Consider the following 20,561-nt stretch of genomic DNA (forward strand, 5'->3'; position numbering starts at 1 on the left):
TTATCGCCCAAACTGGTTAAATTTTAACAGTGACAACTACCCTGCCAGATAGGGGCTTCACCAGAATCCATCGATTAGCAATAGAGATTAGAATGTTAGAAAAAAATAAAGGATTGATTGTCGGCATTGTTGTTATTACTTACTTGATAATAATGATAACTCTACACCGTTATCCTGATATGAGCTTCGCTGATTTAGCTAGCATTTTTGCAATGCTAACTTCAACAGCAGCCGTTGCGTTCACTGTTCTTTCTGCGAGTAATCAGAAAAAACAATGGCTTAACGACAGCTTTTTAAAGTATGAAGCTGAACAACTACTTACTTTTCGTAAGATGTTAGTTGAAGCTGAACAGTCAATAAATTTTTTTCTCAACACATATCTGCGACCTGATATGAAGTATGGGGAAACATCACCAAAACAAGACCCTCAGATAAAGTATTTAGAATTGTCGAATCACTTCAACCAACTGGTAGAACTGAATGACTACTATAATATGAATCAACATATTTTTCGAAAGCATGGCTTAGAGCGAAAGCTTGAGTGTGTCGCCTTGTTGTTGGAATCTGCTAGATACGTTCCTAGACGAGATATCAAGTACCAATTTATTGGACAAGAAAAGGCGATTTGGACTTATAGGGTTGAAACAGAAGTCCTTGAAAAGATTTTTAATTTTAACTTTTTAGCACATAGTCATTTTGACGTTAGTCCTAATAAACCTGAATCAATCGATGAAATGAATGCCTACTTGAAAAAAGACCGCTTTGAGGAACTAGAAAGGTTGCGAGATCTTACGGGACAATCTTTGTTCTCATTGGTGTTTGACATCAACAAACTTACCACTTTTTCAGATAACGTTTTATCACCCTCATTCAATAGTAATAGAAAAAGGTTTTTTGCTAAAAAGAACAATAACGATAGCTAAGTTGATTAAGCGCGGAACCTTTCTGTCCAACGTTTATCTTTTTACTTATGGAATTTAGGCGATGACGCGGATCGCACTTTAACTTGGCGTTTAATTATCCGGAGATATTATGACTAATCAATATATAAATTTATTAGATACAGGCGCGGAATTTTCGTGCCAATACGATTGTTATGGGGAAGTGTCAAATTATTTAATCAATACCGATAATAGACATACTTGTATACCGAAAGGTAACAGTAATTTTAATGATATTACTGAATACATTATAGATAATAAGTTAAAAATTGAGCCGAAGCTAGAATGGGTACAGCTTGTAACAAATACCGACGGTGAACTACTCCACTACAAAACAAATATAGGTATGTTTACAGATGAACATGAAAATCCAATTTCAATGCAAATTAGAGATTTAATAGAAAGAGAATTAATTAAGATTATAAAAACAGAAAATGAACCATGGGTGAAAAGTATTGAATTTTCAGTTTTTTTACCAAGAAATCATCAACTAAAAGACTCTAATTATAAGGCTACAGAGAGTTGTGCGATTGATAGTTCAGTGCTTGATCTTGATTTCGATATTAAAGCACGGTTAATCCAATCAATAGAAGATAATTACTTTAGTGAAAACACCCATATGCAAGAGAGCTTAGATTATACCAAAGGTGTAGTCTTTAAATTCGAAGCAAACCTGAAAAATATAAAAAAAATCTTTAACTGGTCACTTAATGCTATAGAGCATGAAAAACCCTCATTGGATGCTTCAATGTCACGAGAACTTGCTTTAAGCAAGAGGAGTAGATCTAGTGGTCCAAGAACTCAGTGGTATTTTGATTGGTTAACATTGCAGGATTATATATGGGTTCCGATCCTTCACTACAGTAATCGAGTTATTGGCATGATCAATATGCAAGCTCATAGAAAAGATATTCCTTTAATGTCTAGAGATCGTATAGGTGATATGTGTTGTATGAAAATTAGATACTCAGATGGTACCGAGAGTTTGCAACCAATTTCTAAATTGGATGATTCGCAAATATCTATATTTCCAAGCGAATTGAATTGGGACTACCAACCAGTAGATGTTGCATTTAACAGGATTAGATTTCTATTTAACCAAGGCCTTTACCTCGAATCTCTGATAGTAACACAGGCTATTTTAGAGTCTATAGTCGGCGGAATGTTCGATGTCCAAGTCGTTCGAGACACGTTTGAACGTGAAGAGCTTAGATGGGAGCAAAAATATAAATATTTGAGATCTTTTATTGGCTCTGATCTTACTCCTGAATCCCATCTCAAAAAATTACTCGATGATGGGTTAAGGGAAATATATGATTATCGAAACTCTTGCGCACATGATTTCCTTGAGCATCTACCATCGTATGATTTTGATATTGATACGTATAAACATATACAGAAGTTAGTTAAACCATTCATCGAACACCACGAAAGGTCGATCTTTATAAGGGATGTTGCATTTATGTACCAAAAAAGAAACGACTTTCTTACTTATCTTGCGACTCAAAAGAAGGAGGAATAGTTTCACAAACGTTTAAAGGTCAAAATACCTTATCTAATCTCACAGAAACGGTTTAGTAACAGCAACCTAAATCGTTTTTGTCCAAGACTTCGATAGGTTAAATAGCTTTTGTTCACCATCGAGAAGGCGTTCTATTTGTGAGCACAAACAGATCCCTTCGAGTCAATATTTTTATATTCACTACAAACCACTAATCGCTTTTATATTTTACGGTCATGCAATTTATGCGGAAACAGCTGGGTATAAACCTGCCACAAGGTATTTAGGTTCCTATGACCAGTTACTTGAGCAACCTCCTCAATGGTAAAGCCTTTTTCGAACAAGCGGCTTGCACGTTCACGGCGTAGGTCATGATAGCGTAGGTTATCAATCCCAACCTTTTGACACACTTCAACAAAGCCTCGACCAACTGAGCGTGGGTTGTAAGGAAAAATTAATTCTCCATTACGCTCTTGCTTCATCACAATATCAAACGCTTCACCAAGTAGAGGAACGACCATGTGGTTGCCTTCTTTCTTACGTGGGTCTTTTCGGTCACGTACGATCACTGTTCTAAGTTCTTCGTTTAAGTCTTCCCAGCGAATACCACAGACTTCGCTGACTCTCATACAGCTCAGGATGCTGAAGTCTAGAAGCACGGAGTAGGGGATTTTGTTTTCTCTGCGTTGCTCACGTTCTTCTAGTGCTTCTTTTAACAGGTCTATTTCATCGGTTGTAGGGCGTCTTGTTCGTTTCTCTGATTTACCGATGAGCTTCATCTCATACAGAATGGGTGTTGCTTCTAAGAATGTGTTCACGTTCGCGAAAACGTTGAATAGAACTAACTACCTTAAATCTTTGAATAGCGGGTAAAAAAATAGCCAGCGGAGGCTGGCTATTTTTAGAAAGCTTTAAAATACTAAATTAAAGTACTTTGATGCTGTCAGCTTGTGGGCCTTTTTGACCTTGAGATACAGTGAACTCAACTTGTTGGCCTTCAGCAAGAGTTTTGAAACCGTCGCCTGTGATTGCAGAGAAGTGTGCAAATACGTCTGGGCCGTTTTCTTGCTCGATGAAGCCGAAGCCTTTAGTTTCGTTGAACCATTTTACTTTACCAGTAACTGTGTTAGACATGATGATATCCTAAAATTAAATTTTTATTTTGAGCCAATTGTGGCACTGATAGCGCGGAAAAGTTTATTGCTATTGCGTACAACACAACGGGGTTACTAGTAATCCAACGAAATGTTTATATACAAAGAACTTTCTTTCTAGCCGAGATGAAGTCTAAATCAAATTAGGGGATAGTCAATCGAATCCATAGTGGAAGGTTGCAGAAACTTGGGGGTAGTCAAACTTTGCATTCCTTAAATATCATGGAGTTACAGTTGTATGGTGATTTGTTGTAGTTTTTGTGAAAAAGGTGGTCGAAATTGATGACGAATTTGGAGTAATTGCACTGTTTTGGCACATTTATTTTCCAAATTATTAAGCCGCTAATTGGTGCCTGGCCTCAATTTTAACGGCTTATATTTATAAATCTCACGGTAAGCATCATGTGTCTATTGGAGCGAGCTTTTGACTACTTTTCAAGCGATACAGGTTGCCATTATCGGTACTGAAAAAGATGTCGCCGCTTGGTGAAGTTTCAATGTCTCTTATCCTCTCGCCTAAATCTTCTAAAATACGTTCCTCTTTAATTGTTTCACCTTGTCCATTGACTGTCACAATATTGATGTGGGTAAGTTTAAGCGCGCCGGCCAGCAGCTTTCCTTTCAACTCTGGGTATTTGTCACCTTGGTAAACAATCAAGCTGCCCGGAGCGATTGAAGGGACATAGACTTTTTTCGGCGCTTCAATGCCATCCTTAGTTTCAGACTCGCCTACGCTAATTGGGCCCCAATACTCTTTTCCGTGTGATGTGACAGGCCACCCGTAGTTGGCACCTGCTTTTATTAAGTTGATTTCGTCACCGCCTCGCGGACCATGTTCAATCGACCACAGCTTCTGGGTCGGGAAGTCGTAATACAAGCCTTGTGGGTTACGATGGCCATAGCTCCAAATCTCATTGAGCACCTTGCTGTTATCCGAGAATGGGTTATCGCTTGGTGTGCTTCCATCAGCATCCAATCGTAATATTGATCCGGCGTGAGTCATGGTGTCTTGGCCGTTGTCTCGATCACCACGGTCGCCGATTGAAAAATACAGGTGGCTATCATCAAAGGTGATACGGCTACCAAAGTGACGTCCGGTGTTCGTTCTGGATTTAGATACAAACACGTCTGTCCAATTGGTAACTTCATTATTGCTGTAATTAGCAGAAGCCAGTGTCGTTACGCCTTCACCATCGACGTCTTTACTGTAAGTGACGTAGAACTTTTCGTTTTCAAAAGGGGAGAGCGCGATATCCAACAGACCACCTTGGCCTTTCGCCCAAACATTGGGCAGCCTGAACAGTGTGCTTTGCTCACCCGTCTTTAAATCAACCTGTTTAATGACGCCAGCTTTTTCTGTTACTAGCATGGAGTTATCGTTGATATAAGCCAACCCCCAAGGGATCACGAGTCCGTCGGTGATCTTCTCTACTTGCCATGCAAAAGCAGAGGATATTGGACTCGATGCGATGAGTGCCAAAGCATAGGAAATAATACGATGATGATTGTTCATGGGAGTCCTTTGTTTTCATGACGTGGTATTAGTTTAGCTTGTGGTCGACAGGTGCAAAGGTTGGGTTACTGAAAAGTGACTATTCATTTATTTAGTTCAACCAGTGTTGTATGAGTAAGCAAGCTCACGTATGTTTAGCCTGCCATTCTCTATTCGATTCCTTCGGAGCATAATGAATACTACCCTTGCAACATCTTCGCTGTTTTCTCTGTCTGTATGTTGTCAGGTTGATACTCAAGCTATCTATTCTCAAACCACCCGATCTCAAAACAGCTGTTATATTGGATACTTTACATCATGAGTCGTCGATTTGACTTTAAATCGATCCTACTTGCGTGTTTGGTCATCAGCATCGGCCAACTCAGTATGGGGCTGGTATTTCCATCATTACCATGGATCGCGAAAGACTTTGATGTTTCGCTAGAGCAAGCTCAGCTTCTGGTGAGTGTCTATTTGTTAGGTTTTGGACCTTCTCAGTTTATCTATGGTCCAATTTCCGATGCTCTAGGGCGCAAGAAAGTACTGCTGAGCGGATTATTAATCGCCATGCTGGGACTATTAATGATCATCTTCTTTAGCCATTCATTTACTAGCATGGTGATGGGGCGTTTTCTGCAAGGCTTAGGAACGGGTTGTTGCGCTGTACTTGCTCGTGCTTCCACGCGGGATAGATTCAGTGGGGCAGATTTACCTTTAGCTATGTCCTATATTGCGATGGTCGCGTCTATTACACCTTTGATTGCGCCCGTAATCGGCGGCTTTATTAACTTCCATTTTGGCTGGAGCATGGTGTTCATCTCGCTACTTGGCTATGTCTCATTAGCTTGGATGGTTTTGGCGTTCAAGTTTATGGAAACCGTCACTCAGATCTCCGCTATTCCTTCGCCAAAGAAAATGGTTTCTCAATACAAAGAGTTGCTAACTTCTCGCTATTTTATGAGTTTTGCGAGTATTGGCTGGCTTAACTTTAGTTTGATGATCACCACCGTATCAGTGATGCCATTTATTATGCAAAACCAGATTGGCATGACGTCTGATGAATACGCGATGTGGGCGGTGATTCCTGCTTTAGGCATGCTGGGTGGAACAAGTTTATGTAACCGTATTCGCCCCATGTTGGGCAACAAGAAAACTCTGTTATGTACCCCTGTATTGCATATCTCTGCGGCGTTGTGGCTTTTCTTTTGCCCACTTGAGCCTTTGTATCTCATGCTTGGCCAGTTCTTGATGATTCTTGGCAATGGTATTGCGTTGCCTTGTGCTCAGGCGTTGGTGATGTTGCCTTATAAGAAGAACGCTGGCGCTGCTGCTGCGATGTCTGGCGGCGGGCAGATGGTGGTGTCTTCAATGGTGAGTATGGGGCTAGTTCAACTAGGGCTAGGAGAAGCGTGGCATTTATCGCTTGTCATCATGTTTTTCACTCTTATTACCCTGATTAATATTTTTCGTGGTTTCAGTAGTCAAGAAGCGAGAGAGTCGCAGCTGAGCTAGTTAATTAGTTATTTAATTATTTAGCTAGCGAGTGAAAAACGAAAAGGCCATTAAAGTTCTGAGACTTCAATGGCCTTCTTTATGCTTAGAGCTTAGAGCTTAGAGCTTAGAGCTTAGAGCTTAGAACTTGGACTTAAGCTGAAATGCCCGAACTATTCACAGACGACTGCAACCTTCTCACTTGCTGCTGTCTTAGCTGGAACTGGATGATCGATCAGTCGAATCGGAGACTCATACAAAGCTGATAGCGCTTGTTCATCAAGTAACTTATCCGCACTGCCTTCAAAAGCAATCTGACCTTTTTTCAGTGCAACGATGTGTGTCGCGTAACGCAGTGCTAGATTCAAATCGTGCAAAATGACGATCACCCCAACATTTTCCGTTTTGTTGAGTTCAGACAGTAAACCCATAAGCTGAAACTGATGATGCACATCCAGTGCCGAAGTTGGTTCATCAAGGATTAGTACTGGTGATTGCTGAGCCAACAACATCGATACCCACGCGCGTTGACGCTCTCCTCCAGATAAATCATCCGCCAAGGCTTGCGAGAATTCAGTGACACCGGTTCTTTCCATCGCTTGTTGGATAATCGACTTATCTTCTGAATTCCAACGGCCTAGCGCGCCTCTCCATGGGAAGCGACCTAAACGAACCAACTCTTCTACGGTTAAGCCTGCAGAAGCGGGGAGCTTTTGCGGTAGATAAGCAATTTTTTTCGCTAAATCTTTGCTTTTGAATGAAGAGAGGGAAGCGCCGTCTAGTTCCACGCTGCCGTGATCCGGCGACATCTGCCCTGAGAGTAAATTAACGAGTGTAGATTTACCCGAACCATTATGGCCAAGAACGACTGTCAGTTCATTGGTCGGAATCGTGAGGTCTTCGATTGAGAGAATGGTTCGTTCATCACGAACAATTTTTATGTTTGAAAGCTGAAACATGTCAGTCCTGTAATTAGATCAGTAGCGAAGCTCAATGGGAGAAGGCTCGTCGTATTGAACTTTAATAAATGGCGTGACTAAGCGATTTTTTTGTTGTCTGGATGCCTAGGGCAATTATCACAGTACTTTCTTGAATCGCACTTATAAACCAGGCAGCAGCTGATTCTGATCAGTTTTAACATCCCCGAACTAGAGTCTACTTTAAGGCTGTCTAAATGATTCTCAGACAACTGGCATGCTTCTAACCAAAGCTTAGCTTGCGCAATAATGTAATCGTTGGTCAGGCTTGGTTCGTGTTGCTGAAGTTTTATCAAACTGCCTAACAATAGATCGGCCAATAAATGATTGGTAAATCCTGGGCGAATACGTGTCCATTCACTGATCTGGCTTCGATAAAACTCAGTCAGTGCAAGAATGGCTTCACCAGCATCGGGAATCAGCTCTTCTGGTGAACCATGTTGATGATCACCATTAAAGAAGCGGTAGCCAGTAATGAACTCTTTGTATCTAAATTGACCGATATTCTTGATGTCGGGCAATGAATGAAGCCCATAGATAGAAATGAAAGTCACATAGATAGGCTGCCAACACACGAGATCCCAGGTTCGCGTTAACCAATACGCTTTGCCTGCTTCTGGGTGGCTTTGCGAAAGAGCATCGTAAACTCGTTTGAGCTCTTTATGGCTATTCTCATTTGTTACCGCAATGCTCTTGTTATTATGTGCACCAAAGCTTCCGCTTAAATAAGGGCTCACTTGTTTTGAGTAAGCGAAGATTTTTTGATGTAGAGACGGGGCTTTCCGACGAGTGATAATATTGTGCAGTTGGGGAAGCATCTTAAATCAATAAATGAGAATCAGTTGCGTTATCATAACGAACATAGTCGAGGATAACCATACAAAATGGAGCATCTACTCGGTGCTTTTTACGTTTTTGAGATTTATAAAGTTTGGGTGGGCTGTCCTTTTTTCAGTGATAAAAGCCACTTTAAGTGATAAAAGTATTGTTGAACCCAACACGCCCTAGTCAAAAATAGAGAAGATGAAAGCTTGAATATGAACACACCTGCATTTGACCGTATCAGCCGCGTTCTGGCTTATATCCATGCGAATCTTAGTTCTGCGTTATCGCTAGAAGATTTGGCGACGCAAAGCTGTTGGTCTCGTTGGCAGCTGCAAAGAGTGTTTCAAGCCGAAACAGGGCTTACCGTGGCGAACTATGTGAGAGAGCTAAAGTTAAGTCAGGCTGCCGAAGAGCTGCTTGATGGAAAAGATCGTGTTATCGATATTGCGCTTGGTCTCGGATTCAATTCAGAAATAAGCTTTAGCCGTTCGTTTAAGCAAATGTTTGGGGTAAGCCCAAGTCAGTATAGAAAAGCAGGCAAAAGAGTAGGGTTAAAAAAGCCGATACAAGTATCAGAAACGGTGAGTAATTCAGAAAATAGGGCGTTAAGCTTTGTGGAAGTACGCATTGATGAAAGAGAGCCTTTCTTAGTGAAAGGAATGACATCAGAAATCAGTGGCTTGTTTTCACTCACGCAAGACTTCGCGCAGAAAGTCCCTCAGCTATGGTCACGTTTAGAAGGTGAGGTTGAAATCCCTGACGCCAACATGCTCCAGTTTATTGGCGTTGTTGACCTGACTCAGTCTTGTTTTGACGGAACCAATATTTACTATTGGGCGGGCGTTGAGCTTCATGACGAGATCTCTATCCCGCAACTGCCTAGTATTATCTCTGATAAGTTAGAGGTGCTGACGATTCCGAAGCAAACCTATGCTGTAGTGAAGCACCGTGGTCCTATAGAGCATCTACCCCATACTCTAAGTTGGTTTGTGCTTAATTGGCTTCCAAATTCAGGTTATCGTGGCGTTGATGGTTATGAACTTGAGATGTACCCATTTGGTTATCAAGCTCATGCTTCTGATGCGGAAATGGAGTACTGGGTTCCTATTATTAAATCGTAGTCATATTTCAGCTCTCCGACTTTCTCCCCCCTTCTCAAAAGCCTTTGTGTTACAAGGTCAAACGCTACTAGGTCAAATGTTACTAGATCAATTGTGTGTTTAATCAGCAATTGACCTAGTTTTACTCAAAATAGGCCAAGTTCTTTTTGAATTTGCACCAAATTGTTAATTATCCCATCTCTAGATACATACAATGCAAATGAGATTTATTACTATTTACAATTAAGCATTGGTACCGAGGGAATCATGACCACTCACACTCGTTTTAAGTATTCATCATTGGCAGTTGCGTTGCTGACTGCGTTTTCAGCGCAAGCATTCGCGGAAGATACCGCTACTTCGGCAGATTTGAATGTAGAAACTATTACTGTTATGGGTAAAGCCTACCGTAATACAGCAACGAAAACCGTTTTAGCACCAGAAGAAACGCCGCAAACACTTAACGTTATCGAAAGCGAACAGATGGAACAACGTGGTGTTAAGTCTGTAATGCAAGCTCTTCGTTATGCACCAGGTGTATCAACCGAGAATAAAGGTGGTGCAGTGGTTCTTAGTGATTGGGTTAAAATTCGCGGTTTTGACTCTACGAATAACTATTATGACGGAATGATGTTGCCAATCCTTCCTGGATGGAACGTACAACCTCAGATTGATCCTATTGCGATGGAGCGTTTGGAAATATTTAAAGGTCCAACATCGGTTCTTTACGGATCAATGCCACCAGGAGGCATGGTTAATATCATCGCAAAAGCGCCTAAGTTTGAAGAGTCTACAAAAATTGGCTTAGCAACGAGTTTAGATAACTTAGTTGAAGCTTCAATTGATACAACGGGTGCTTTGAGTGACAACGTTGCTTATCGCTTGGTTGCTCTGGGTCGTAAGAAAGATACGCAAGTAGACGGCGTTGAGGAAGAGCGCTATGTGATTGCGCCATCAATCGATTGGTATGTGTCTGATAAAACCTTTATTAACTTCAATCTTTATTATCAGAATGACCCTGCACTAGGTCAGAACGTGACACTCCCATTAGCGGCGATTGAATCAGGAAAAGTCTCACCTTCGACATTTGCCGGGGATGTTAATTACAACACCATCAAACGTGATTTCTTGATTACTGGTTATAAATTTAACCATGATTTCAACTCAAATTGGGCATTTCTTCAGAATTTCCGTTATATGAAAACTGACTTTTATCAAGAAAGTACTAGCAGTGGCAATTTTGATGCTTCAACTGGCTCATTAGCTCGTTCGGCATATAGCACCGATGAAAGTTCTACGGGTATTAGTGTTGATAACCAACTATCGGGCTTAGTGTCGACTGGCTCATTGGATCACTATTTACTTTTTGGTGTGGATTATCGAAACACAGAGGGTGATGTAGCCTACGACGCTTTCGCAGGTGTTGATAGCATCAACCTTTACAATCCAAATAACAATAAGCTGAATCCGAATGATTTTACAAAAACGTATTATCAAAATAACGACATTGAAGTGAGTCAGCTTGGTTTCTATTTCCAAGATCAGATGTTGATTGATAATTGGGTGTTCATTGCTGGTGGTCGTTTTGACAAAGTCGAAACAACGACAAAAGTATCAGTATTGGGTGGTTCACCAAGCAAAACGGATACTGATGATACAAACTTCTCATACCGCTTAGGCGCTTTGTACAAATTTGATAACGGTTTATCTCCATTTGCTAACTTTGCTACCAGTTTTGAACCGAGTGTAAAGTTAGATACTAACGGTAATAACTTAGATCCTGAAACCGGTGAACAAGTCGAGTTTGGTCTTAAGTATGACTCATATGAGAATATGATTTCAGGTTCGATGGCTCTGTTCCAAGTGAATAAGAAAAATGTTGGAGTTCGTCCTGATGGCGCTTCACCATGGACTTCAGTTGGCGAGATTCGCTCACAAGGTATTGAGTTGGAAGGACGAGCACAAGTCACTGAAAACTTGGATGTGTTGGCGAACTACACATACACCGATATGGAAATTACGGAAGATAGAAATGCGTCAAATATCGGACAAACACCAGTATTTGTACCAGATCATACTGCAAATGTTTGGGCTAACTACTTTGTACGTAGTGGTGCAATGAGTGGCCTTAGAGTCGGCGGTGGCGTGCGTTATGTGGGAGAAACTGTTCTAAACGATACGTCAGACAAAAATAAAGGCCAAGTACCATCATATACTTTAGTTGATTTGTCTCTAGGTTATGACTTAGGAGAGGTTAACAGCTCGCTTAAGAATGCAACAGCTAATGTCGTTGCAAATAACATATTCAATGAAGAGTATTACACTTGTTGGAATGAGAGCTATTGCTGGTACGGTCAAGAGCAAACTGTAGAATTTAATGTTAATTACGAATTCTAACTAAGTTAGGGTTATCAATTTAAAGCAGCCATTACTGGGCTGCTTTTGTCGTTTGAATAAATATAGAATTTAGATTGAGTAGGCAACAATATGAATTTACAACGAATAGCTTCCCATGTTTCTAAAATAAAGAGCTTGCATATAAAGCTGGCGGTATCCGTATTAGCGAGCGCTTTATCGTTTAATGCGATGGCCGATTACCAAGTTGAAGACAGTGAGGGCGTTAAAACCCTTGAAGCTCAGCCCGTTAGAGTGGCTGCGCTGAACTGGGACATTGCTGAACAAGTGATTGAACTCGGTGTTACGCCAGTCGCGGTCCCTGATATTGCAGGTTACACCGATTGGGTTGTTCAACCTGCGATCCCAGAAAGCGTGGTGGACATTGGCACTCGAACTGAGCCCAACTTTTCTGCTTTGAAAAAGCTAAACCCTGATGTGATTCTCATCGCTTCACCGCAGAAAGATCTTCAGGAACGACTTTCTGAAATCGGGCCCGTGCTTTACTACCAAACGTACAGTGAACAGCACAGCAATGCTGCGGCTGCTATCGAGAACTTCAAGAAGATTGGCCAGTTACTTGGCAAAGAAGAACAAGCGAACAACAAATTGACTGTGATGGATGAACGTATCGCTGTTCTAAAAGCTGAGTTAGACAAAGCGTATCCGGGTGACAAGCCAAAAGTTACTTCTTTCCGTTTTGCGAGTACCACATCGGTGTTTATCTACGGCGATAATTCGATTCCACAATACGCACTCGAAAAGCTTGGTTTTGAAAATGCGATGGATCTTCCTGCGAGTCAGTGGGGCATCAGTCAAAAACGAATGACTGAACTTAAGAACGTAAAGAAGGGCATTGCGCTTTACTTTGAACCTTTTCCATATCAAGAAAAGTTAGACCGATCTCCGGTTTGGAAGAGCATGCCTTTTGTTCGTAACGGTCAATTTAGCCCAGTAGCGGCAAGTTGGAGTTACGGTGGTGCAATGTCGATTTTGTATAACGCAGAAGCTATGGCGCAATCGCTGTTGACGTTAGCGGAGTAGTAATGAAATCCAGTGGTTTGGTGATGGGGGCAGCGCTGTTTTTCGCTTCCCTTGTTCATTTATGGTTAGGGCAATCTGAATTTGGCCCTATCGGTGAGCTGCTCCAGCAAGTTTCACTGATCAGTGACAGCGCGAGATTCAACTCAATGGTTGATGATTCATTCGAGTTGATGGCGTTAGCCTACGTCAACTTGCCTCGCTTGGTCATGGCGATCTTGGTTGGCGGAACACTCGGCACCATCGGTAGCCTGTTTCAACAACTGACACAAAATCGCATGATGTCGCCGCTAACCTTAGGTACATCGTCAGGAGCATGGCTTGGTCTGGTTATTCTGAATGTGGTTGCGCCGATGTTGGTTGCTCAGTATTCAGTTTGGTTCGCTCTGATCGGTGCACTGCTCGCGATGGGGCTGATTGTTTCGATTGTCGGAATCAAAAACATGAACGGCTTGCCAATTGTTTTGGCGGGCATGGCGGTCAACTTGTTGCTAGGGGCATTTGCGACAGCAATTATCCTGCTTAACGACCAGTACGCACAGAACTTGTTTGTATGGGGAGCGGGTGATCTAGGACAGAACGGTTGGGAACAAGTAATTTGGCTGATGCCTAAGCTACTTCCGATCTTTGCCATCATCTTATTGGCGCCAAGAGTCCTGACTTTACTTTCGATTGGCACTGAAGGGGCAGCAGCACGCGGGCTCAATATTGGCGCAACATTCTTTGTATTGATGGCGATTGGCGTTTGGTTGGTTTCCGTATCGATTACCTCGGTGGGTGTGATCAGCTTTATTGGTTTGATTGCCCCTAATATCGCTAGGCATTTAGGTTTTCTAAAGGCCAAATCTGAACTCGTCGCAAGCTGTGTATTAGGTGCGTTACTGCTGTGTGTCACTGACAGCTTGGCGATTTTCTTGGCGCAATGGTCTTTGGATATGATTCCAACAGGAACGGCAACCGCGGTGATTGGCGCTCCAGCGTTGATCATTATTGCGAGAAAGCAATTATCGGCTCAAGATCAGCTGTTTTTCTCGATGCCTAAAGGCCCAAAGTTTATTTCACCTTTGGCTTACTTCTTGTTGGGCACAGTGCTTTTCGGGTTGTTGGCGTTGAGTACGCTCTCACAGCCTTCTTCTGATATGGGCTATTTTGTTATCCCAGACGCTTTTGAATGGTCGATTCGTTGGCCGAGAATGTTAACCGCGATATTCGCTGGTGGCGGTTTGGCGGTTGCTGGCGTAATTTTACAAAGGTTAGTCTACAATCCGCTTGCAAGCCCGGACATTCTTGGTGTGTCGGCGGGCGCAGTTCTGGCGTTGATTTTCAGTAGCCTGTTTATGGGATATTCGATTCACTCCTTGAGCCCGTGGGTTGCGTTTTTGGGCAGTGCGATTGCACTGTGTTTATTGTTACTTCTTGGCAAGAAGCACCAGTTTGCGCCGTCTATTTTAATCCTGACTGGTATCTCGCTCACCGCAATGCTAGAAGCTTTGGTGCAATTCTCTTTAACGCGAGTGGGTGAGGGGAAATACACTTTATTGGCTTGGTTAGCGGGGTCTACCTATCGTGTTGAACCTGAATCAGCAATGATTTTGGCCATGGTGATAACGGCTTCTATCGGGGCTGCTTTACTGTTGAGTCGTTGGGTGACCTTAATTGCGACTGGACGTCAGTTCGCGAGTGCCAGAGGGTTAAATATCAATCTCGCCTACGTGGCATTGTTGTGCATTGTTGCGATCTTATGCTCGGTCGTGACAACCACCATGGGGCCAGTCGCATTTGTCGGCTTGTTAGCTCCGCATATCGCTGCAATGATGGGGGCTCGCTTGGTTCGAGAGCAGATCATCTTGTCGTTTTTAATTGGTGCTGCTCTCATGCTATTTGCAGACTGGTTAGGGCAAGTGGTGGTGTTCCCAGCGCAGCTTGCAGCAGGGACGTTAGTTTCAATTATTGGTGGCAGTTATTTCATCTTCTTGTTACTGAAATCTCGAAGAACATAGGTTCTGTCAAAACAGAGAGCCCTTGATTATCAAAGCTACTGGCAATCAAAGCTACGAATGAAAAGCAGTGAATGGAGCGAACTATCACTGCTTTTTTATTGATGTCGTTTGTGTAAGGGGGAGGTGTTAAGCAACACAGGTCTCGCTTCTTAATGTGCAAGTTTGGCATATGTTAATAAAATGTATAATCTAAAGGTCTGACCACTCATAAGGTAGCCACCATGCCAAACCTCGATCGTATCACTTGTTCCATTGATGAAAACCAAATTGCTACCGTTGTGCTGAATAGACCCGATAAGCTCAACGCTATTGATATGGCGATGTTTGAAGGCGTCAATAATATGATCAGAGAACTCAAAAAGAATAACGAGATTCGCGCTGTGATAGTGAAAGGTAATGGTACGGATTTTTGTTCAGGGCTCGATGTTAAATCGTTATTGAACAGTAAAGTTGGAGCGATGAAGCTTTTGTTCAAATGGTTGCCGACGTTGCCAAATGCGGCTCAGTATTTTTCTATTGGTTGGCGAGAGATCCCTTGCCCTGTCATTTTTGCGATTCACGGGCGTTGTTGGGGAGGTGGGCTTCAATTAGCCAGTGGTGGTGATTTTAGAATCGCTAGCCCAGATGCGAACTTCTCGATATTGGAAGCGAAGTGGGGGTTGATTCCTGACATGGGAGGCGCTATCGCATTTAGAGAGCTGATGCGTAAAGATCACACCTTAGAAATGGCAATGACGGCCAAAGTGATCGACTGTGAAACCGCGAAAGAATATGGATTGGTGACCAAGATTGCTGAAGACCCTTACGCTGAAGCCTATGCGTTGGCACTTGAGTGCGCGAATCGGTCGCCAGATGTTGTCGCTGCTAATAAGAAACTCTACAACAAGACTTGGTGGTCCAGTCCTGGGTTCGCCTTATTTTACGAGACTTGGTATCAAATAAAGGTTGGGTTAGGTAAGAACAGGGCGATTGCTGCTCAACGTGAAATTCATCGAGACAAACCACGCCCTTACGTAGCCAGAAAGTTTAAATAGCGTTTGTACAGGAATAATGGATATTACTTTTGTTTATAGGGCTTTGCGGTAACCTTAGAACAATTTAATGTCTAAGGCTAAATGAGCGCTCTGATGAACAAAACTTTTACTTACTCTCTAACTGCCACTGCAATTTTTACTAGTTTAAATGCTTTCGCAAGTGGTCTATTTTTACAAGAAGCTGTTGTCGCCAATGCCGGTACAACTGGCGCAGGTGACGGTGTTTACTCTCGTTCAGCTGCTGCGATGTGGACCAACCCAGCAACCATGTCTCACATGGGCGAAAGCAAAACGACTATCAATACCATGGCGTTTGACCTTGAGATGAAATATCAAGACAACCAAGACTCTAGCGGTGATGGTAAAGGCCATTCAGTGTTGCCTTCATTTGGTGCTTTCCACGCGCATCAAGTAACAGAACAACTGCACCTTGGTATAGCACTTGGCGCTGTCGGTGGCTCAAGCCTTGATTACGGTAGCGATTGGGCAGGTGCAGCCCTTCTAGAAGAAATTACTCTGACCGCAATGCAAGTGAACCCATCACTGAGCTATAAGCTGAATGACCAATGGTCAGTAGGCGCGGGTGTTCAATTCAGCTGGGCTGCATTCCAACAGTCATCTTCTCTTTTTATAGCCAAGCAAGATACTGACTGGGCTTATGGTTATAACCTTGGTGTTATGTACACACCAACAGAGAAGTTAAAACTGGGTGCGAGTTACCGCTCGAAACTAGAGCACGAATTCAACAATGATGTGAATGTCTTTACTGGCGGTCAACGTTCATTGAATACTGGTATTGATGTACCTGAACTCGTTGATGTCAGTGCAAGCTATGCATTGAATTCTCAATTAGATTTATTGGCAAGCATCCAGTTTCATCGTTGGAGCCAATGGGACAATACTGTTTTGGACCTAGGTACCAACGAAAATGGGGACTTCCCAATTAGTCAAACTCTACAACGTGATTGGGATGATGTTTGGAAATTTGCGGTTGGTGCTGATTATCAACTTAACTCAGATTGGCGTCTAAAAGCTGGCTTCTCTTACGAAACATCACCACAAGACGATCCGTCAATGCAATGGGTTGACCTCCCTGTAGGCGAACAGTACCGCTACTCTGTAGGTGCTTCAACGTATTGGGATGATATCTTGATCGATGTGTTCTACGAATACGCGGACTTAGGTTCGGTTGAGATGAATCGTGATGGACCTACAGGGCGCAACTTGCTCAATGGTTCTTTCGATGGCCGTATCCACTTTGTTGGCGTTAGTGCGACCTTCTAATGACATTACGTACTTTATTACTTGTTGCTGCTGCAACGTTCGGGTCGATGGGGGCTTTTGCTGAAGAGAAGCACCCTGACGACCCGACTAAAATCGTGACCAAAGCGGGCGTTGCTTATAACGAAGATTTGCAGTTCTCAGGCTCTATCGGTTTAGATGAAGCGCGAATGATCAACGCTCGTGTCAATGCGGACGGCGAAGAGTGGCGATTAGGCGGTTCATGGCTGTTGCCGATGGGTATCGTCAACTTCAACTTTAGCCGTTCAGAATACGACAACGATGCTTATAAGAACAACTACAGTATTGGCACATTTATACCACTGAGCTATTTCGATATTGAGCCGTTCGGTTGGCAAATCTTCCCAATGGCTGGTTACAGCTACAACGATGGTGAAGTAGCCGTATTCGATGATGAGAATGTGGGTTCTGATTATGTATTGATGCCGAGCTCGACACATGGTGGTTATATCGGAGCGTTTGGCTTAAAAACGATAACCGATGAATGGTCTATCATGGGCTTTGGTGGTGGTTCAATGGGTTCTGACGATTACTCTGGCTATTGGACTGGCGTTGGTGCGAGTTATAAATTGAGTGATGCTCAATCATTCAATTTCTTCACAATTTTTGCTGAGGATGATTTTGGAGAGAACAACAGTGTTGGTGCATCTTACACCTATGAGTTTAAATAGCTGTTAGCAGGTAGCAATTCGCAGGTGGACACCTCTCGTAAGAACCATTGACTTAGTCCAGATTAAATTGAACAAAGTCGCTTATTAAAACTGAGCGACTTTCTTTTATTTTATTTCCCAATCTTTTTTATCTCTTTCTGCTGCTTTCTATCTCTTTCTCATGTGAGAGTACTGCTCTCTTAATCTAGATTAAGTTTTCCTCGCCTTATTCTCTGTACTATCCGCATAAATCAACGCCCATTCAGTAATGGACAAAAGAGAGTCACTTTGTGAATAAGAAGTGCTTCTCTTTTGTCTTTTAAAATGGGCAAACATAATAAAGATTTAATGAGGATAAGACTTGAGCACTTTGTTTACAGAAACCCACATTGGCAAGATGACACTAAAGAACCGCTTTATGAGAAGTGCAACGTGGGAAAATATGGCTACCGAAGATAGGCATATGACAGATAAACTGTACGCTATCTATGAAGAGTTGGCTCAAGGTGAAGTCGGCCTGATCGTGACGGGTTACGCGAACATCGTTGAAGAAGAAAAGCCGAATGCGGGCATGATGGGTATGTATAACGACTCATTCATTGAAGAGTATCAGAAGCTGACTCAACTGGTGCACGACAACGACTGTAAAATCGTGATGCAATTGGCTTATGGTGGCACCAAAACCACGCATGATCTTGGCGAACGAGTGATCTACGCACCAAGTGAGGTTCCAGAAAAAGGCACTCAAACACTAGGCAAAGCGATGACCAAAGACGAGATCGACTACATTGTTGATGCGTTTGCTCAAGCGTCTTTGAGAGCACAAAAATCAGGCTTTGATGGCGTTGAAATTCATGCTGCTCACACTTACCTGATTAATCAGTTCTTAAGCCCTTACTACAACCAACGTGAAGATGAGTACGGCGGTAACTTAGAAAACCGCATGAGGTTTTTGTTAGAGATCTATACCGCGACGCGTAAGTTGGTGGGTGATGATTTCCCTATCTTGGTTAAGCTTACGGCTTCGGAGTTTTTTGAAGGTGGCGTGACCTTCGACGAAACGCGTATTGTGTGTAAAAAGCTTGAACAAGTGGGCGTGGATGGCATTGTCGTGTCAGGTAATATTCATGGCAAAGCAGACACTATGATTGGCGAGTCGAACGATGGTTTTACCATTCAAGCTGAAGGCTACTTCCACGAATATGGTCACGCGATCAGCCAAGACGTTAATATCCCGGTTATCACGGTTGGCGGCCTGACAGATTTTGATGCTATCGAAGCGATTGCAAACAGCACTGGCATTGAATACTTCGCGCTTTCAAGACCGCTGCTTTCTGAACCGCATTTAGTTAAGCGTTGGAAAGAAGGGGATAGAAGCCCTGTTGAATGCGAACGATGCTCTAAGTGTCGCACTAAGCGCGGCAACTTCTGCGTGGTGAATAAAGACAGAAAAGTACAGCTTGCACGCATGTAGTCGCTGAGCCCAGCTCCAAGCGAGATCTGAAGTTTATAGCTGAGTCTAAGTTTGAGCCTGTGTAATCGCGCAGGCTCTTGTTCATTCCGTATTCCACGAAACGAAATTTGAAACCTTATTAATCACATCTTCCTGTCAAATTGGCGCGACTAAACAGTTACACTACGCCTGTAAATTATCCAACCAAGTTATCGATAACAAACTGAGCAAACTGTGAAATTACTTCCTCTTCTTAAGCAACCTCGAATCCACTGACGCCTCTTTAGTTTTAGCGACTTTGCTATGATTTAAGCGCGATACTCACTATTCGTCCCTGTGAACCCTGTGAACCCTGTGTTTGTGGGCCGTTAGTTTGTGCACCTTGGATTTGCATCGTCGAACACTTTGATATTGAAACGAATAAAACTAAATAGATCATTCAGAGGTAAAAATGCAAAAGAAGCATTGGTCCAAATTCGAGTTGCTGCATGAAGTCGTAACCAACCCCAATATTCACGTAAAAGGTCAACACAGTTATTACAGCGATTGCTGGGATAACGGTTTTGAACAATCGGTAGTGCGTTATTTACACGGCGATGAAGTCAGCCGCCAGTGGGAGCCTCGATGGGAAATCGACGAACTCTATATCGGTGATTATGTCTGTATTGGCGCAGAGGTTGTGATTTTAATGGGCGGCAACCATACACACAGAGTTGATTGGTTTTCACTGTATCCATTTATGGATGTTATCGACGACGCCTACATTGGCAAAAGCGATACTCACATTGAAGATGGGGTTTGGTTAGGCATGAGAGCGATGGTGATGCCCGGTGTGACGATTGGCGAAGGCGCTGTAGTTGCAGCGAATAGTGTGGTGACTAAAGACGTCGCTCCATACAGCATTGTCGGTGGTTCTCCAGCTAAAGTCGTCAGATACCGCTTTGATGAGTTCGTTATTGACGAGCTCATTTCATTCAAAATATACGAGTGGCCCTCAGATAAATTTGAAGCGCTGAAACCGTATTTATGTAACTCAGACTTTTCAAAGTTAAAGCAGGCGATAACGGATTACGACAATTGTTTGTAAGGAGCGTTTTTAAGGTACGGGTTTAGCCACAGATTTGTGTAAAAAGATCTGTGTCATATTTATATTGAAAAACACGTTAAATCAGTCCGTTACCTTGCAATACTGAACATGGTGTACCA

16 protein-coding genes and 1 pseudogene are annotated in these 20,561 nt (G+C 42.7%); 12 read left to right on the top strand and 5 right to left on the bottom strand.

Going from position 1 to position 20,561, the window contains the following annotated elements; genetic code table 11:
- Nucleotides 1–92 precede the first annotated feature (92 nt).
- Together AB6D80_RS14380 and AB6D80_RS14385 are read left to right on the top strand one after the other, a co-directional pair.
- Nucleotides 93–923 (top strand): hypothetical protein, encoded by an 831-nt coding sequence (locus AB6D80_RS14380; protein ID WP_017100124.1) that lies wholly within the window; start codon nt 93–95, stop codon nt 921–923.
- 109 nt (nt 924–1,032) lie between these two features.
- The gene (locus AB6D80_RS14385; RefSeq protein ID WP_017100123.1) at nt 1,033–2,463 is read left to right on the top strand and encodes a hypothetical protein; all 1,431 of its coding nucleotides are present in this window, start codon (nt 1,033–1,035) and stop codon (nt 2,461–2,463) included.
- 200 nt (nt 2,464–2,663) lie between these two features.
- Here the strand turns inward: AB6D80_RS14385 and AB6D80_RS14390 are convergent.
- The 3 genes and pseudogenes from AB6D80_RS14390 to AB6D80_RS14400 all read right to left on the bottom strand — a co-directional run.
- Nucleotides 2,664–3,281, bottom strand: a pseudogene (locus tag AB6D80_RS14390) (site-specific integrase); the annotation flags it as partial.
- 85 nt (nt 3,282–3,366) lie between these two features.
- A complete protein-coding gene (locus AB6D80_RS14395; protein WP_004731543.1) occupies nt 3,367–3,576 on the bottom strand; it encodes a cold-shock protein in 210 nt (69 codons plus the stop codon).
- Between the two features lie 420 nt (nt 3,577–3,996).
- Entirely contained in the window at nt 3,997–5,109 is a 1,113-nt protein-coding gene (locus AB6D80_RS14400; protein WP_372188885.1) for a PQQ-dependent sugar dehydrogenase, read from the bottom strand.
- Between the two features lie 297 nt (nt 5,110–5,406).
- Here AB6D80_RS14400 and AB6D80_RS14405 point away from each other — a divergent pair, with 297 nt between their 5' ends.
- Nucleotides 5,407–6,600: a multidrug effflux MFS transporter gene (locus tag AB6D80_RS14405; RefSeq protein ID WP_372188887.1), complete on the top strand. Its 1,194-nt coding sequence runs from the start codon at nt 5,407–5,409 to the stop codon at nt 6,598–6,600.
- A 152-nt stretch (nt 6,601–6,752) separates the two neighbouring features.
- Here the strand turns inward: AB6D80_RS14405 and AB6D80_RS14410 are convergent, their stop codons facing one another.
- Entirely contained in the window at nt 6,753–7,538 is a 786-nt protein-coding gene (locus AB6D80_RS14410; protein WP_012600440.1) for an ABC transporter ATP-binding protein, read from the bottom strand.
- A gap of 77 nt (nt 7,539–7,615) precedes the next feature.
- On the bottom strand, nt 7,616–8,374 hold the full coding sequence (locus tag AB6D80_RS14415) for a siderophore ferric iron reductase (RefSeq protein ID WP_372094022.1): 759 nt from the start codon (nt 8,372–8,374) through the stop codon (nt 7,616–7,618).
- 219 nt (nt 8,375–8,593) lie between these two features.
- On the opposite strand from AB6D80_RS14415, the gene AB6D80_RS14420 reads away from it, so the two are divergent.
- The 9 genes from AB6D80_RS14420 (at nt 8,594) to AB6D80_RS14460 (ending at nt 20,442) form a co-directional block, all read left to right on the top strand.
- Complete coding sequence (locus tag AB6D80_RS14420; protein ID WP_017103741.1) at nt 8,594–9,502, top strand: AraC family transcriptional regulator; 909 nt, start codon at nt 8,594–8,596, stop codon at nt 9,500–9,502.
- 246 nt (nt 9,503–9,748) lie between these two features.
- A complete protein-coding gene (locus tag AB6D80_RS14425) occupies nt 9,749–11,878 on the top strand; it encodes a TonB-dependent siderophore receptor (RefSeq protein WP_371708130.1) in 2,130 nt (709 codons plus the stop codon).
- A 90-nt stretch (nt 11,879–11,968) separates the two neighbouring features.
- Nucleotides 11,969–12,919, top strand: coding sequence for an iron-siderophore ABC transporter substrate-binding protein (locus tag AB6D80_RS14430; protein WP_371708131.1), 951 nt, complete (start codon nt 11,969–11,971; stop codon nt 12,917–12,919).
- 2 nt (nt 12,920–12,921) lie between these two features.
- Nucleotides 12,922–14,916 (top strand): Fe(3+)-hydroxamate ABC transporter permease FhuB, encoded by a 1,995-nt coding sequence (gene fhuB, locus AB6D80_RS14435; RefSeq protein WP_371708132.1) that lies wholly within the window; start codon nt 12,922–12,924, stop codon nt 14,914–14,916.
- A 221-nt stretch (nt 14,917–15,137) separates the two neighbouring features.
- On the top strand, nt 15,138–15,950 hold the full coding sequence (locus AB6D80_RS14440) for a crotonase/enoyl-CoA hydratase family protein (RefSeq protein WP_122046290.1): 813 nt from the start codon (nt 15,138–15,140) through the stop codon (nt 15,948–15,950).
- Nucleotides 15,951–16,043: 93 nt separating this feature from the next.
- Nucleotides 16,044–17,234: an OmpP1/FadL family transporter gene (locus AB6D80_RS14445; protein WP_371708134.1), complete on the top strand. Its 1,191-nt coding sequence runs from the start codon at nt 16,044–16,046 to the stop codon at nt 17,232–17,234.
- Entirely contained in the window at nt 17,234–17,923 is a 690-nt protein-coding gene (locus AB6D80_RS14450; protein WP_017098442.1) for a hypothetical protein, read from the top strand. The genes AB6D80_RS14445 and AB6D80_RS14450 overlap by 1 nt, the downstream gene beginning before the upstream one ends.
- A gap of 340 nt (nt 17,924–18,263) precedes the next feature.
- Nucleotides 18,264–19,376 (top strand): NADH:flavin oxidoreductase, encoded by a 1,113-nt coding sequence (locus tag AB6D80_RS14455; RefSeq protein ID WP_372188893.1) that lies wholly within the window; start codon nt 18,264–18,266, stop codon nt 19,374–19,376.
- 430 nt (nt 19,377–19,806) lie between these two features.
- Entirely contained in the window at nt 19,807–20,442 is a 636-nt protein-coding gene (locus tag AB6D80_RS14460) for a CatB-related O-acetyltransferase (RefSeq protein ID WP_102554616.1), read from the top strand.
- Nucleotides 20,443–20,561: the final 119 nt, after the last annotated feature.

Origin of the sequence: Vibrio sp. 10N.247.310.17 (genome assembly GCF_041466605.1) — a bacterium.
GTDB lineage: Bacteria > Pseudomonadota > Gammaproteobacteria > Enterobacterales > Vibrionaceae > Vibrio > Vibrio tasmaniensis_A.

Coding starts and splice junctions, on each gene's coding strand:
- AB6D80_RS14415 (WP_372094022.1), bottom strand. CDS start 8,374: ATGCTTCCCCAACTGCACAATATTATCACTCGTCGGAAAGCCCCGTCT.
- AB6D80_RS14425 (WP_371708130.1), top strand. CDS start 9,749: ATGACCACTCACACTCGTTTTAAGTATTCATCATTGGCAGTTGCGTTG.
- AB6D80_RS14410 (WP_012600440.1), bottom strand. CDS start 7,538: ATGTTTCAGCTTTCAAACATAAAAATTGTTCGTGATGAACGAACCATT.
- AB6D80_RS14400 (WP_372188885.1), bottom strand. CDS start 5,109: ATGAACAATCATCATCGTATTATTTCCTATGCTTTGGCACTCATCGCA.
- AB6D80_RS14430 (WP_371708131.1), top strand. CDS start 11,969: ATGAATTTACAACGAATAGCTTCCCATGTTTCTAAAATAAAGAGCTTG.
- AB6D80_RS14405 (WP_372188887.1), top strand. CDS start 5,407: ATGAGTCGTCGATTTGACTTTAAATCGATCCTACTTGCGTGTTTGGTC.
- AB6D80_RS14385 (WP_017100123.1), top strand. CDS start 1,033: ATGACTAATCAATATATAAATTTATTAGATACAGGCGCGGAATTTTCG.
- AB6D80_RS14380 (WP_017100124.1), top strand. CDS start 93: ATGTTAGAAAAAAATAAAGGATTGATTGTCGGCATTGTTGTTATTACT.
- AB6D80_RS14450 (WP_017098442.1), top strand. CDS start 17,234: ATGACATTACGTACTTTATTACTTGTTGCTGCTGCAACGTTCGGGTCG.
- AB6D80_RS14395 (WP_004731543.1), bottom strand. CDS start 3,576: ATGTCTAACACAGTTACTGGTAAAGTAAAATGGTTCAACGAAACTAAA.
- AB6D80_RS14440 (WP_122046290.1), top strand. CDS start 15,138: ATGCCAAACCTCGATCGTATCACTTGTTCCATTGATGAAAACCAAATT.
- AB6D80_RS14420 (WP_017103741.1), top strand. CDS start 8,594: ATGAACACACCTGCATTTGACCGTATCAGCCGCGTTCTGGCTTATATC.
- AB6D80_RS14460 (WP_102554616.1), top strand. CDS start 19,807: ATGCAAAAGAAGCATTGGTCCAAATTCGAGTTGCTGCATGAAGTCGTA.
- AB6D80_RS14445 (WP_371708134.1), top strand. CDS start 16,044: ATGAACAAAACTTTTACTTACTCTCTAACTGCCACTGCAATTTTTACT.
- fhuB (WP_371708132.1), top strand. CDS start 12,922: ATGAAATCCAGTGGTTTGGTGATGGGGGCAGCGCTGTTTTTCGCTTCC.